The 14,733-nt window shown below is 34.5% G+C and carries 10 protein-coding genes; 4 read left to right on the top strand and 6 right to left on the bottom strand.

The genetic code is table 11. The features are described from left to right. Positions 1-12: 12 nt before the first annotated feature. Together rpsA and QLS31_RS04300 are read left to right on the top strand one after the other, a co-directional pair. A complete protein-coding gene (gene rpsA, locus QLS31_RS04305) occupies positions 13-1,788 on the top strand; it encodes a 30S ribosomal protein S1 (protein WP_282742850.1) in 1,776 nt (591 codons plus the stop codon). Positions 1,789-2,114: 326 nt separating this feature from the next. Beyond that, on the top strand, positions 2,115-2,669 hold the full coding sequence (locus tag QLS31_RS04300; protein ID WP_099715439.1) for a fasciclin domain-containing protein: 555 nt from the start codon (positions 2,115-2,117) through the stop codon (positions 2,667-2,669). A gap of 125 nt (positions 2,670-2,794) precedes the next feature. On the opposite strand, the gene pheT is transcribed toward QLS31_RS04300, so the two are convergent. Continuing rightward, positions 2,795-5,215, bottom strand: a complete 2,421-nt coding sequence (pheT, locus tag QLS31_RS04295; protein ID WP_282742849.1) for a phenylalanine--tRNA ligase subunit beta — start codon at positions 5,213-5,215, stop codon at positions 2,795-2,797. Positions 5,216-5,510: 295 nt separating this feature from the next. Here pheT and QLS31_RS04290 point away from each other — a divergent pair, with 295 nt between their 5' ends. Continuing rightward, positions 5,511-7,016 carry an aldehyde dehydrogenase family protein gene (locus tag QLS31_RS04290; RefSeq protein WP_282742848.1) on the top strand — a complete coding sequence of 502 codons (1,506 nt, stop codon included), beginning with the start codon at positions 5,511-5,513 and terminating at the stop codon, positions 7,014-7,016. Positions 7,017-7,093: 77 nt separating this feature from the next. Continuing rightward, positions 7,094-7,468, top strand: a complete 375-nt coding sequence (locus QLS31_RS04285; RefSeq protein WP_282742846.1) for a DUF779 domain-containing protein — start codon at positions 7,094-7,096, stop codon at positions 7,466-7,468. A 1-nt stretch (position 7,469) separates the two neighbouring features. Here the strand turns inward: QLS31_RS04285 and QLS31_RS04280 are convergent, their stop codons facing one another. The 5 genes from QLS31_RS04280 to QLS31_RS04260 form a co-directional block, all read right to left on the bottom strand. Next, positions 7,470-8,393 carry an AraC family transcriptional regulator gene (locus QLS31_RS04280; protein ID WP_282742845.1) on the bottom strand — a complete coding sequence of 308 codons (924 nt, stop codon included), beginning with the start codon at positions 8,391-8,393 and terminating at the stop codon, positions 7,470-7,472. Positions 8,394-8,466: 73 nt separating this feature from the next. Further along, the gene (locus tag QLS31_RS04275; RefSeq protein WP_282742843.1) at positions 8,467-9,330 is read right to left on the bottom strand and encodes a bestrophin family ion channel; all 864 of its coding nucleotides are present in this window, start codon (positions 9,328-9,330) and stop codon (positions 8,467-8,469) included. Positions 9,331-9,479: 149 nt separating this feature from the next. Further along, the gene (locus QLS31_RS04270) at positions 9,480-10,016 is read right to left on the bottom strand and encodes a hypothetical protein (RefSeq protein ID WP_282742841.1); all 537 of its coding nucleotides are present in this window, start codon (positions 10,014-10,016) and stop codon (positions 9,480-9,482) included. A gap of 178 nt (positions 10,017-10,194) precedes the next feature. Continuing rightward, positions 10,195-11,508, bottom strand: a complete 1,314-nt coding sequence (locus QLS31_RS04265; protein WP_282742839.1) for a TolC family protein — start codon at positions 11,506-11,508, stop codon at positions 10,195-10,197. An 89-nt stretch (positions 11,509-11,597) separates the two neighbouring features. Then, positions 11,598-14,693 (bottom strand): efflux RND transporter permease subunit, encoded by a 3,096-nt coding sequence (locus QLS31_RS04260; protein WP_282742837.1) that lies wholly within the window; start codon positions 14,691-14,693, stop codon positions 11,598-11,600. Positions 14,694-14,733 lie beyond the last annotated feature (40 nt).

Genomic DNA, 14,733 nt, shown 5'->3' with positions numbered 1-14,733 from the left:
TTTTTAATCAGCATGTCTGAACAATTAAAATCACAAGAAGAGTTTTTAGCAAATTTTAACTGGCACAATTTCGAAGAAGGTATTGATGCTGTTGATGAGAAAAACTTATTAGAATTCGAAGAACTAGTTTCAAAAACATTTATCGCTACTGATCAAGAAGAAGTTGTAGATGGTACAGTTGTTAGAATTACAGATAGAGACGTTATCGTTGATATCAACGCAAAATCGGAAGGTGTTATTTCATTAAACGAATTCCGTTACAACCCAGCCTTAAAAGTAGGTGATACTGTTGAAGTATTAATTGACATCCGTGAGGATAAAACTGGTCAATTAGTATTATCTCACAGAAAAGCACGTACTATCAAATCATGGGATAGAGTTATTTCGGCTAACGAAACAGGAGAAATCGTTAATGGTTTTGTAAAATGCAGAACTAAAGGTGGTATGATCGTTGACGTTTTCGGAATTGAAGCTTTCTTACCAGGATCTCAAATTGATGTTAAACCAATTAGAGACTACGATGTATATGTAAACAAAATGATGGAATTCAAAGTGGTAAAAATCAACCACGAATTCAAAAATGTTGTTGTTTCTCATAAAGCGCTTATTGAAGCGGATATCGAAATCCAGAAAAAAGAAATCATCGGTCAATTACAAAAAGGACAAGTATTAGAAGGTGTTGTTAAAAACATTACTTCTTATGGTGTCTTTATTGACTTAGGTGGTGTTGATGGATTGATTCATATTACTGACCTTTCTTGGTCAAGAATCAACCACCCATCTGAAGTATTGGAATTAGATCAAAAATTAAACGTTGTAATCCTTGATTTCGATGACGAAAAAACAAGAATACAATTAGGATTGAAACAATTAAACGCTCACCCATGGGACGCTTTAGATGCTAACTTAAAAATTGGTGATAAAGTAAAAGGTAAAGTAGTTGTAATCGCTGATTACGGTGCATTTATTGAAGTTGCTGAAGGTGTTGAAGGTTTAATCCACGTTTCTGAAATGTCTTGGTCTACTCATTTACGTTCTGCTCAGGATTTCGTAAAAGTAGGAGATATTGTTGAAGCTCAAATTTTAACTTTAGACAGAGATGACCGTAAAATGTCATTAGGTATCAAACAATTGTCTCAAGATCCTTGGACTGATATCACTGCTAAATACCCAGTAGGTTCTAAACATACAGGTATCGTTAGAAACTTTACAAACTTTGGAATTTTCGTAGAATTAGAAGAAGGAATTGATGGATTAATTTACATCTCTGACTTATCTTGGACTAAGAAAATCAAACACCCATCTGAATTTGTAAACGTTGGTGAAAAACTTGACGTAGTAGTATTAGAATTAGATGTTGAAGGACGTAAATTATCTTTAGGTCACAAACAAACTACTGCTAATCCTTGGGATCAGTATGAAGATTCTTTCGCAGTTGGAACTATCCACACAGGTGAAATTTCTGAAATCGTTGACAAAGGAGCTACTGTAGAATTCGGAGATGATATCGTTGCTTTCATTCCTACACGTCACCTTGAAAAAGAAGACGGAAAGAAATTGAAAAAAGGTGATTCAGCTGATTTCAAAGTAATCGAATTCAACAAAGAATTCAAAAGAGTAGTTGCATCTCACACTGCTATCTTCCGTGAAGAAGAAGAGAAAAATGTGAAAGCAGTTTCTGAAAACACTTCATCTTCATCTACAAATGCACCAGCTGCAACTTTAGGTGATAACAATGATATGTTAGCTGCATTGAAAGCTAAAATGGAAAAATCAGAGAAAAAATAATTTCTTGAAATTTTTTGAATATAGAAAGCCCCGCAATTTGCGGGGCTTTTTTTTGTGCTTTATTTTTTAGGAGCAGAGCAGTTGAATTCGCAATCCACAATCCTCCCGCTGTACGCAGTATCTTTTTATTGTGCAGAAAACAATTTTGAAAATCAACTTTTGTATAACACAATAAAAAGGATACTTGCTGCCATCGGGGCTAATTAGAACTAATGTCAATTTCATCTCATTCAGAAAAATTAAATTTTTAAAAATAATTTCATTTTTTAAAACCAAACACAATTAAACACCGTAAATGAAATTATATAACTTAAAAAATAGATTTTATGAAAACTAGAAAATTTTTATCCATTGCATTATTTACAGTAGTATTAGGAGCAACTTCATTCGCTCAAAAAACAGTTATGGTTGGTGGAGCTGCCATGTATCCATCTAAAAATATTGTTGAGAATGCTGTTAATTCAAAAGATCATACAACTTTAGTTGCAGCAGTAACAGCAGCCGGATTAGTTGAAACATTACAAAGTAAAGGACCATTCACCGTTTTTGCCCCAACAAATGCCGCGTTTGACAAATTGCCTGCTGGAACTGTAACCACATTATTAAAACCAGAAAACTTAAAAACATTGCAAACAATCCTTACATATCATGTTGTTGCAGGAAAAATGAACGCTTCGGATATAGCAAAAGCTATTAAAATGGGTAATGGAAAAGCTACAATGAAAACAGTAAGTGGTGGAACTTTGACAGCTTGGATGCAAGGAAAAGATTTATACATTACGGATGAGAATATGAATAAAGCTAAGGTAACAATTGCAGATGTTAATCAATCAAATGGTGTGATTCACGTGATAGATGCTGTAGTATTGCCTAAACAATAATTTTTGGATTAGAGGTTGATATTTTGTTAGTCTTAAGAGCCCTGCAACTTGCAGGGCTTTTTTGTATAAAAAAATCCCAATTCTAAATTTTAGAATTGGGATTTTATAGTATGTAAAAAGAGCTATTATCGTAAGCTGGCTCCAAGTTCAGTTTCAAAATTATTTTGCAGTTTGCTCATAATTTTATCAATTTGCGTGTCGGTCAGAGTTTTAGAACTGTCTTGAATAGTAAAACTTAGCGCGTATGATTTTTTGCCTTCAGGAAGATTTTTCCCTTCATATACATCAAATAAATTAATGTCTTTTAAGAGTGCTTTCTCTGTTTGGCGTGCAATATTGTAAATGCTGTCATAGGTTACGTTTTGATCAATTAGCAACGCTAAATCTCTACGAACTTCAGGGTATTTAGGAATTTCAGTATATTTTATCTTGGTTGAAATCAATTTCAAAATCAAAGCCCAGTTAAAATCTGCAAAAAATACTTCTTGTTTGATTCCGAAATGTTTTAATATTGATTTTTTAACTACTCCTAACTCTACCAGTATTTCGGTTCCAACGCTAATAGCAATCCCCTCAGAAAACACATCCGAAGTTACAGGTACATTTTGTGTTTTTTGAATGCCTAATCTGGAAAGGATTCCATTCACATATCCTTTGAATAAAAAGAAATCAGATGTTTTTTGAGCGCTAGTCCAATTTTCTTGATTTCTATTTCCGGAAAGAAATAAAGTCAAATGCTTTTTCTCTTCGTAACCGGCAAGATAGTTATGGTACGTTTTTCCAAATTCAAATAATTTCAAATCAGCATTTTTGCGATTGATATTATATGAGATTGCTTCTAGTCCGGAAAACAACAAAGATTGACGCATGGTAGCTAAATCAGCACTTAACGGATTTAACATTGTCACGTTGTTTGCTGGATTCAAAACTTCTGAAAGTTCAACATAAGACGCAGTAGTCAATGAGTTTGCCATCATTTCATTAAATCCTTGAGAATTTAACTGCGTAGCAATCACATTTTGTATTTTATAGTCTTCATTTCTTGGAGAATTAGAAACCGTGGCATTTAATTTTTTAGAAAAATCAATGTTGTTGTATCCATATACTCTCAATATTTCTTCAATAACATCTATTTCTCTTTGAACGTCAACGCGGTAAGAAGGAATAGTTAATCCTAATCCTGCATCTGAAACGCTGTTTACTTTAATGTCCAATGAAACTAATATTTTCTTAATAGTGTCTTTCGGTAATTCCTGTCCAATAATTTTAGCTACTTTACTGAAGTTTAAAAACACAGAAAAGTCTTCAATTTTCTTTGGGTACACATTAACAACATCTGATGTTATTTCTCCGCCGGCAACCTCTTGAATTAATAAAGCTGCACGCTTCAATGCGTATTCAGTAATAGTTGGGTCAATTCCTCTTTCAAAACGGAAAGAAGCATCAGTGTTTAATTGATGTCTTTTGGCAGTTTTACGAATGTTTACCGGATTGAAATAAGCACTTTCTAAAAATATAGAATTGGTACTTTCTGAAACTCCAGATTTTTTTCCGCCAAAAACTCCTGCAATACATAAAGGTCCTTTTTCGTCACAAATCATTAAATCCTCTTCGTGTAAAGTTCTTTCTATATCGTCAAGAGTAGTAAATTTTGTTCCCGCAGGAAGTGTTTGAACTACTATTTTACCGTTAACTTTTGAAGCGTCAAAGGCATGAAGCGGCTGACCTAATTCGTGCAAAACGTAATTAGTAACATCGACAATATTGTTTTTTGGATTCAATCCAATAGCTTTCAATCTGTTTTGCAACCAAGCTGGTGATGGTTTTACTTCAATGCCAGAAATTGTCACTCCGCAATATCTTGGAGCTAGTTTAGGTTCTTTTACGTCAATATCAATTTTCAAAGTTCTTTTATCTACTCTGAAATTGCTCACTGATGGTGTAATCAATTCTACGTTTACACCGCTTTGCAACATTCCTGCTCTCAAATCACGTGCAGTACCTAAATGACTCATTGCATCGGCACGATTGGGTGTTAAACCAATCTCGAAAACTTCGTCGTTTTCAATTTTGAAAACCGTTGCAGCAGGAGTTCCAGGCATTAATGCATCGTCCAATATCATAATTCCATCATGGCTTTCACCAAGACCTATTTCATCTTCGGCACAAATCATTCCGTGACTTTCCTGTCCGCGAATTTTTCCTTTTTTGATTGAAAAAGCAACCCCTTCCTTATCGTATAATGTAGTTCCAATTGTGGCGACTGGTACTTTTTGTCCCGCAGCAACATTACTGGCACCGCAAACAATCTGTACAGGAACGCCATTTCCTAAATCTACGGTAATTATTTTTAATCTGTCGGCATCAGGATGTTGGATACAGGTAAGAACATGTCCCACAACAATGCCTTCTAATCCGCCTTTTACTGATTGGTATTTGTCAACAATTTCTACTTCCAGACCTAAATCGGTAAGTAGTGCTGCAGTTTCTTCGGATTTCCAGTCTATTTTAATGAATTGTTTTAACCAGTTGTAAGATATTTTCATCTGTCAATTTTAATGCGATTACTTCGTCAGTTAGACCTTTGGTCTCGGATGCAAATATAAGGATTGCAGTTTGGAGTAAGAAACAATTTTTTTGGTTTTTTATAACTGATTTAGTGTATTAAGTAAGTATTTAAAATAAGAATTCAATACTATTAGTTGTAAATAAATATGAATTAAATAATAAATTTAGGTTAAAAAAACTAATATGAAAATTTAATGCTATTAGTTGAATGAATTGTGCTATTCTAAGAATAAGGATGAGGGTATATTTGATAAAACATAAAAAGATAACGACATGGATAACGTGGTAAAAAGACCTGATTTTAAGGCAACATATGATAATTATATAGGTGGCAAATTTGTTGCTCCAATAGGTGGGCAGTATTTTGACGTAGTTTCTCCGGTTGACGGGAAAGTATTTACAAGAGCTGCGCATTCCACTAAAGTAGATTTAGATTTAGCTGTTGATACAGCGTATGAAGCTTTCCAGGCATGGGGGAAAACATCTGTTACGGAACGTAGTAATCTATTGAATAAAATTGCTCAGGTTATGGAAGATAACCTCGAATATCTTGCAACTGTGGAAACTATTGACAACGGAAAAGCCATTCGTGAAACTTTAGCTGCCGATATGCCTTTGGCAATTGATCACTTCAGATATTTTGCAAGTGTAATCCGTGCTGAGGAAAGTTCAATCGCCGAATTGGATTCGCAAACTGTTTCCATCGCTTTAAGCGAACCTTTGGGCGTAATTGCTCAAATTATTCCTTGGAATTTCCCTATTTTAATGGCTGTTTGGAAACTAGCGCCAGCATTAGCGGCAGGAAATACCGTGGTTTTAAAACCAGCAGAAAGTACGCCGATCTCTATTATGGTTTTGATGGAATTGATTGGTGATATTTTGCCTCCAGGAGTTATAAATATTGTTAATGGTTTTGGTGCTGAACTAGGAAGAGCTTTGGTTACCAATAAAAAAGTGTCAAAAGCTGCTTTTACAGGTTCTACAACAACCGGTCGTTTAGTGATGCAATATGCTACTGAAAATATTATTCCGGTAACTTTAGAACTTGGAGGAAAATCTCCAAATATTTTCATGAAGTCCGTTGGTGATGCTGATGATGATTTCTTTGACAAAGCAATTGAAGGTGCGGTAATGTTTGCTTTGAATCAAGGAGAAATTTGTACTTGTCCATCCAGATTATTAGTTCACGAAGATATTTATGATAAATTCATCGCGCGAGTAATTGAAAGAACAGCTGCAATCAAATTAGGAAATCCTTTAGACAGAACCACTATGATGGGAGCGCAGGCTTCTTTGGTTCAAAAAGAAAAAATTCTGACTTATATTAAATTAGGAAAAGAAGAAGGTGCGGAAGTTTTAATTGGAGGCGAAGAAAATCATTTGGAAGGAAATTTAGCCGGAGGTTATTATATCAAACCAACGCTTTTCAAAGGACACAATAAAATGCGTATTTTTCAAGAAGAGATTTTCGGACCGGTTTTAGCTGTTACTACTTTCAAAACTACTGAAGAAGCTATCGCTATTGCAAATGATACGATGTATGGTTTGGGAGCTGGACTTTGGACACGTGATGCACACGAAATTTATCAGGTTCCAAGAGCGATTCAAGCAGGTCGTGTTTGGATTAATCAGTATCATTCTTATCCTGCGGGAGCCCCTTTTGGAGGTTATAAACAATCAGGTATTGGTCGTGAAAACCATAAAATGATGCTTGGACACTATCGTCAGACAAAAAACATGCTGATTTCTTATGACAAAAAGAAATTAGGTTTCTTTTAGTTAATTACTGATTATTGGTTAATCATAAACCTGGCAGATTGTATAATTTGTCAGGTTTTATTTTAAATTAAAAAAAGATGATAAAAAGAATTGATGCCACAGAAAAAGCAATAGAGTTAATCAAGATCCTAAAGGAAAAACACGGTGATTTGATGTTCTATCAAGCAGGAGGATGTTGCGAGGGAACGCAGCCACAATGTTTTGAAAAAGGCGGATTTTATCAGCGAATGGGTGATGTATGTATTGGTAAAATTGAAGAAACTGAATTTTGGGTTGATAAAGATTTATTCGAATACTGGAAACATGCTCATTTTACTTTGGATGTAATTGATGCGTTTGGAGTGGGAGGATTTTCCTTAGAAACGCCATTGAAAAAAACATTCCGAATTGAATATAGAATTTTTACTCCAGAAGAAGAATTATCGCTTGAACCAGTGACATTTATTGAATAATCTAGTTTACGTACAGTAATTGATATTGTTTTGGGGTAATTCCTTCATGTTTTTTAAACAAACGAATGAAGTAATTACAATCTTCAAATCCTGATAAGTAACAAACCTCATTGATTTGTATCGAAGGATTTTTCAGCAACTGTTTGGCGCATTTCATTTTTTCGCTAATCACAAATTCTATGGGGCTCATGCCTAATTCTCTTTTGAAAAAACGATAGAAAGAAGTCGTACTCATGCAGGCTTTCTCGCTCAAATGTTTCATGCTTATATTTTCCTTCAAATTCAATCGGATGAATTCTACTACTTGTGTAATAGGATTTTTTGGATCGGCAAATAAACCGTCGTCTATTGCTTTTGCAGTTTGTGTCTGAATAATTCTAATTAATAATTCCTGCAAAGTCAAATCGGCCAAAGCATCTTTAGTAATTGAAGTACTCATGCATTCTTTGATCAATTTATTAATCGTTGTTGCCAATTCCACATTGTTGTAAAAGAAATAATTTTGGTAATTCAATTGCCAGAATTGGTCTTTTCCTTCTTTTGGGTAGCGTTCGTTTAAAAACTGTAAAGTATCGGTAATTTTAGTTTGGTCTATCGCCAAAGCCAAACACTGCGTCGGATTGTTTTTTGAAGCTTCCGGAAAATCGATTTTCATTTCCACATTAGAAGGAATCACGACGGTTTCACCCGGTAAATAGACAAAACTTGGATCGTCAAAAAGATGCATTATTTTTTTGCCTCGCAACATGCTTGTAACGACCAAATCATTGAATTTCAAAGGAACTAATGCCGAAGATTCATACGTTTCAAAAAGGTTCAGTTCACAATGGTTTAAAGAGTAAACGGTTCTGTTTTCAACTAATGTTTTTAACGATTTCTCGGTTGATAAATGCGGTGGATTTATAAAAGCGCGGTTACTATTCATAGTTTTAAACTTTAAAAAGGCAAAGCTTAAATTTAATGAAAATAATTAGAACCGGAACACTGTTTAACAAAATTTAAATTAATTCTTCCACATGTTTTTTGATGTTCTCCGCAATTTTATGAGTTGGTAAATCATTCTCATCGCTTCCAAAAGGATCTTCAATTTCCTCAGCAATTAGCTCTAAACTCGCCAAAACATAAAAAATAAATACCACAACAGGAACAACATAATAACCCAAACTAAAGGAATATCCAAAAGGCAGTGTCATGACATAAAAGAAGATGAATTTTTTAAGGAAAGCACTGTAGGAGTAGGGAATAGGCGTGTTTTTGATTCGTTCGCAAGCACCACAAATATCAGTAAATGATTTTACTTCTTCGTTTAAAATAATCAGTTGATCACCAGTTATTTTTTTGGAATCGTATAAATCATTAATCTTCTGAAATAACATTTTAGCGACTTGATTGGGTTTGTGCTTGTGATGATCTATTTCTAAATCGACATCTTCAAACAATTGTTTGCTGGTATCATTATCATTCAAATGTTTATGCAAAATGGAAGCATAACCGGGAATCATTTTTCGGAAGTATTTGCGATCTTTTTCATCATGCAATATTGCCGATAATTTAATGGCAAAATTACGACTGTTGTTTACTAAAGCACCCCACATTTTGCGTCCTTCCCACCAACGGTCATAAGCAGTATTGGTTCTGAAAACAAGCAATAATGAAATCACGAAACCAAGCATTCCGTGCATGATTGTGATATTCTTTACATAACTGTTGTCAGCTAATTTCCAATATTCAACCTCTAAATAACCGACAACTCCAGAATAAATTCCAATAGCGAGCATTATTGGCATTAATGTTCTAAAAGTGTCCGCTTTGTGGAAACGAAAAATAAAAGTAAACCAGTCTTTTGTATTATATGAAACCATTTAAGATACTATTTTTAGCAAAAGTAAATTAAAAATTAAGATTTTCTGCTACTTAAAAGTACAATTCAAATAATAACAAATACAAAAGGAACTATCTTATGAATAGTTCCTTTTTTAATTGTTTTTTAAAGTAAAAAACCTATTAAAGACTATTCTACTAAATAGTCTTCTCTTGGACAGCCTGGTGCAGAGATTACAGCTTGTTCGCAAGAAGTACCTGCTTTAAGCCATGAAGTTGCAGTAGTGAAAATTTCATAGCCGCGGCTATATTTCAAAATGATTACCCATGAAGTTGCCTCTTCAACATCAAATTTAACAAAATTTGTAGTAATTGCTTGCGGATTACAACCTGTTCCAGAACCTTCAGTTGGAGACAAATTTGCGGGACTTCCATTAACGGTAGCTGAAATAATATTGGCAAAAGTAGCACTTTCTTGACCACAATTATTAAGGTCGATGATAAAGTGACTAAGGGTTTTTGCTTTAGAAACTGCTCTTGTTATGGTATAAGTCCATTCAGTACCATCTAAACTTACCGCAACAGCAACGTTGTAATCACCAGAATTACTGATAGATTTTGCTGATCGGTTGCTATTAGCGGTTGATTGTGTCTCTAAAGCAACGGGCTCATTGCTACAGCTAAAAGTAATGATAGATAACAAAAGGAATAAATAGAATTTTTTCATTTGTAAGTTTTAAATAATTGGTTATAATTTTGATAATACTTTAATTTCATGCAAGATGATAAAGTAATTATTTTAAAAAAATAAAAATCGTTAAACTCTTCCTTTTAACGCTTAAGTGTAATATTTATGAATAATATCTAAAATTGAATTATTCTTTTTATCCTTAACTTTTTTAGAATTAAAAATTAAGATTTCCGGCCAATTCTCGGAGTGCAATTTCAGATAACTTTCCTTGAAATTGAGCATTGCTGTAACGCACTTTGGCATTCACATAATTCAATTGTGCGGTTCTGAATTCTAAAGTAGTTATCGTCCCAATTCTGAATTTGTCTAAAGTAATATTTAGATTTTGTTTCGCAATAGATTCATTTTTTTCTTCTAAAGCAATCAATTCTAAATTAGTTAAATACGTTTGATAGGAAGTAGCTAATTGAGAATTTAAAGCTAAATTTTGCTGATCTATATTTAATTTAGAATTTTCAATTTGAATCTTGGCAATTTTCTCATTTCGGTGCTGTGCAAAACCATCAAATATATTCAAGGAAGCACTAAAACCATAGTTCAAACCTCTTGATTGTGCTTGTGCTACAAACCCAAGACTCGATTGACTTTCTGAAAAATTGTAAGCGGTATTCACTCGAACAGTAGGATAACGTGCCGCTTTAATTTGTTTTAATTCTAATTCAGCTACTCTTTTATTGATAATCTGGGCTTCTAATTGTGGGTTTTGTTTTTCAGCTAAGGCAGTAAGTTCAGGCAGTAATAATAATCCATCTACTTGAAGTTGATCAATTACTTTGAAATCAGTGGCAACATCTCTGGCCAATAGTTGGTTTAATAAAATCTTGCTGTTAGCATACAATTCTTTTTGTCTTAACAATGCAACCTGATCGGTATTCAAATCTACTTGAGCATTCAAAACTTCTAATTTAGAGGCTTTTCCAATGGTAAATCTGTTTTGTGCCAAAGTCAATCGCTGGTTTGAAATCACAATTGTCGAATCCAAAGCGGCCAATTGCTGCTGTTGTTGAACCAAATTGTAATATGCCGCATTCACGTCGCTGATTCGTGTGATTACAGTCAGTTTTAGTTGTGCTTCACCTAATTTTTGCAATTCTTTCAACTGATCCAGTCTGGCAAACATTCGCATTCCATCAAAAATAGTCCAATCCAATCCGACACCATACGTTAAACTATTGTTTTTGGCATTGTCTAATTCGGTTACTGTTCCGTCCTGACGCGTTTGTGAACTATTCTGAATGCTGTTATTATCCACAACGGTTGCAGTAACTGTGGGCAACATTCCTGCATTTCCAATAGCTACATTTGTTTTTTCAATGGTTAAATTGTTGGTGGCAATTTTTATTTCGTAATTGTTTTCCAATGCAATTTTTACTGCGCTTTCCAATGTCAAAACTTCTTGCGCATTGGTTTTAACTACACAAAATACGAGTAGTATAAAGCTTTGAAATAGTATTTTAGTATGTGTCATAATTATATTTTTTAGCCACGAATCAATGAATTTTATATAAAAAATTCTGATAAATCTATTTAATTCGCGTCATCAGCGTTCCATTCAAATTATTTAACTTCTTTTTCATATTCTTCAATATGATCAAACTCAGGATAATGTTTTCTGGCTTTAGACCACATTAAATACATTGCAGGAATAACGAATAACGTTAAAACCAAAGAGAAAATAGTTCCTCCAACAATTACAACTCCCATCCCAATTCTACTGGTTGAAGCTGCTCCAAGTGACATAGCAATTGGTAATGCTCCTAATGAAATAGCCAAACTTGTCATTAAAATAGGTCGTAATCTCGCTTCCGAAGCTTCTAAAATAGCTTCCATTTTTGGTTTTCCTTGTTCTCGAAGCTGGTTAGCAAATTCGACAATTAAGATTCCGTTCTTGGTTACCAGACCAATAAGCATTACAGTTCCAATTTGGCTGAAAATATTCCAAGTCTGGTCAAATAACCATAATGAGAATAGTGCTCCTGCAACGGCCATCGGAACGGTCAAAATAATGATAAAAGGATCAATAAAGCTTTCAAATTGTGCTGCCAGAATCAAAAATATTAATACTAAAGCCAATCCGAATGCAAAAGCAGTATTCGAACTACTTTCAACAAAATCTCTTGATTCTCCACCTAAATCGGTGGTAAAGGTATCATCAAGAACTTTAGCTTTAATTTCGTTCATCGCATCAATTCCATCGCTAATACTTTTGCCTGGAGCGAGACCTGCAGAAACAGTTGCAGCCATGTATCGATTGTTGTGGTATAATTGTGGCGGATTACTTTTTTCTTCAATAGTTACCACATTGTCCATTTGGATTAATTGTCCCAAATTATTTTTGACATACATTGACGTTAAATCCAATGGTTTTGAACGGTCTTTTTGGTCAAATTGTCCAATAACCTGATACTGTTTTCCATTTCTCATGAAATAACCAAAACGTTGTCCGCTCAAGGAAAGCTGTAAGGTTTGTGCAATATCAATAACTGAAATTCCTAAACTTTCGGCTTTTTCTCGGTCAATGGTTACATTAACCTCTGGTTTGTTGAATTTTAAATTGACATCACTAACCGCAAAAGTTGGGTTTTTAGCTACTTCATCCATAAAAACAGGAATTTTTTCTTCCAATTTTTTAAAGTTTGGCGCTTGTATGATGTATTGAATCGGCAATCCACCGCGTCTGTTTACAGCAATTGTTGGTTGCTCAATTACGGACGTTTTTGCATCTGGATATTGTTTGGTCCATTTGGTTAATTTCTCTGCGATTTCTTTTTGAGAATCTTTTCTTTCATCAGGTTGAACCAATGATACCCGAATAAAACCACTATTTACGGATGAAGATCCAAAACCAGGAGACGTAATAACTAAGGCTACTTTTTTACCGGGAATCGAGTCATCCACTAATTGAGATACTTCCTGCATAAAGCGATCTGTATATTCATAAGAAGAACCTTCGGGTGTAGACATACGCAATACAAAACCACTACGGTCATCATAAGGTGCGGTTTCTTTTTGCAAAAGGTTGAAAAACAAATAAATTAATCCAAAACAAGCAATCAAAATAGGGAAACTCAACCATTTTTTCTTCATAAAACGGTCTAATGCACTGGCGTAACCACTGTTTAGTTTTTGGAAATAAGGTTCTGTACGAATGTAGAATTTTGATTTTTTTTGTTCGCCGCCTTTCATTAAATAGGCGTTTAACATTGGTGTTAATGTCAACGATACAAAAGCTGAAATTAATACCGCAGCACCTATGACGACGCCAAACTCCCTAAACAATCGCCCGACAAATCCTTCGAGGAAAATCACAGGAAGAAATACCGCTGCCAAGGTTATCGAAATGGAAATTACCGCAAAGAATATTTCGTTAGATCCTTTGATAGCTGCCTCGATAGGCGTCATTCCTTCTTCTACTTTTTTGAAAATATTCTCGGTGACTACAATTCCATCATCGACCACCAATCCTGTTGCCAAAACGATAGCCAATAAAGTCAATACATTGATGGAAAATCCGAAAAGCCACATGATAAAGAAAGTAGCAATCAACGAAACTGGAATATCAATCAATGGTCTAAATGCAATCGCCCAATCCCTAAAGAATAAATAGATAATCAAAATCACCAGAATTATTGAAATTCCCAATGTTTCAGCAACTTCAATAACTGATTTTTTTACAAAAATAGTATTGTCAATGGCAATATTAAGTTTAATATCCTTTGGTAAATCCTTTTTTAAACGTTCGAAAACTTTGTAAAAAGCAGTAGAAATATCCAAGTAATTAGCTCCTGGAAGTGGTACAATAGCAACACCAACTAAGGGCGTACCTGATTGCGTCATTTTGGTTTCCGTATTTTCTGGTCCAAGACTTGCTAATCCTACATCGCTAAAACGAACTACTTTTTCCCCTTCGGTACGAATAATAATATTGTTAAATTCTTCAGCTGTAGAAAGGTTTCCCACTGTTTTTACCGTTAATTCGGTATTATCTCCCGTTAGTTTTCCAGAAGGTAATTCTACATTTTGTTTGTTCAATGCATCTCTCACTTCAGAAACGGTGCAACCATAAGCAGCCAGTTTTATGGGATCAATCCACAGACGCATTGCGTATCTTTTTTGTCCCCAAATTTGGACACCGCTCACACCGGGAATCGTTTCTAGACGTTGTGAAATTACATTTTCGGCGTAATCGCTTAATTCTAATGCGTTTCTCGTATCACTTTGAACCGTCATTGAAATAATCGCCTCACCATTGGCGTCAGCCTTAGAAACTACTGGCGGAGAGTCGATATCTTGTGGAAGGTTTCTAACCGCTTGAGAAACTTTATCTCGCACATCATTTGCGGCTTCTTCTAAATCTTTATCCAGATTAAACTCTATGGTAATGTTACTGCTTCCTTGCGCACTCGAAGAAGTGACGTTTCTAATCCCATCAATGGAATTGATTGCTTTTTCTAACGGTTCTGTAATTTGCGACTCAATAATATCAGCATTTGCGCCGGCATATCGAGTACTGATGGAAACTTGTGCAGGATCAATCGATGGAAATTCTCGAACGCCCAGGAAGGTATAGCCAATTATTCCAAACAATACGATGGATAAATTGATTACTATTGTAAATACGGGTCTTCTAATACTTGTTGTAGATAAACTCATTTAGATTTTAGATTTTTGATTGCTGATTTTAGATTGTAGA

Origin of the sequence: Flavobacterium sp. XS2P24, assembly GCF_030010285.1 — a bacterium.
Lineage (GTDB): Bacteria > Bacteroidota > Bacteroidia > Flavobacteriales > Flavobacteriaceae > Flavobacterium > Flavobacterium algoritolerans.
The sequence above is the reverse complement of the archived record's forward strand: the minus strand, read 5'-3'. Positions and strand labels throughout refer to the sequence as shown.

Bases quoted from the DNA above. Each gene is read 5' to 3' on its own strand.
- rpsA (WP_282742850.1), top strand. From the start codon at position 13: ATGTCTGAACAATTAAAATCACAAGAAGAGTTTTTAGCAAATTTTAAC.
- QLS31_RS04300 (WP_099715439.1), top strand. From the start codon at position 2,115: ATGAAAACTAGAAAATTTTTATCCATTGCATTATTTACAGTAGTATTA.
- pheT (WP_282742849.1), bottom strand. From the start codon at position 5,215: ATGAAAATATCTTACAACTGGTTAAAACAATTCATTAAAATAGACTGG.
- QLS31_RS04290 (WP_282742848.1), top strand. From the start codon at position 5,511: ATGGATAACGTGGTAAAAAGACCTGATTTTAAGGCAACATATGATAAT.
- QLS31_RS04285 (WP_282742846.1), top strand. From the start codon at position 7,094: ATGATAAAAAGAATTGATGCCACAGAAAAAGCAATAGAGTTAATCAAG.
- QLS31_RS04280 (WP_282742845.1), bottom strand. From the start codon at position 8,393: ATGAATAGTAACCGCGCTTTTATAAATCCACCGCATTTATCAACCGAG.
- QLS31_RS04275 (WP_282742843.1), bottom strand. From the start codon at position 9,330: ATGGTTTCATATAATACAAAAGACTGGTTTACTTTTATTTTTCGTTTC.
- QLS31_RS04270 (WP_282742841.1), bottom strand. From the start codon at position 10,016: ATGAAAAAATTCTATTTATTCCTTTTGTTATCTATCATTACTTTTAGC.
- QLS31_RS04265 (WP_282742839.1), bottom strand. From the start codon at position 11,508: ATGACACATACTAAAATACTATTTCAAAGCTTTATACTACTCGTATTT.
- QLS31_RS04260 (WP_282742837.1), bottom strand. From the start codon at position 14,693: ATGAGTTTATCTACAACAAGTATTAGAAGACCCGTATTTACAATAGTA.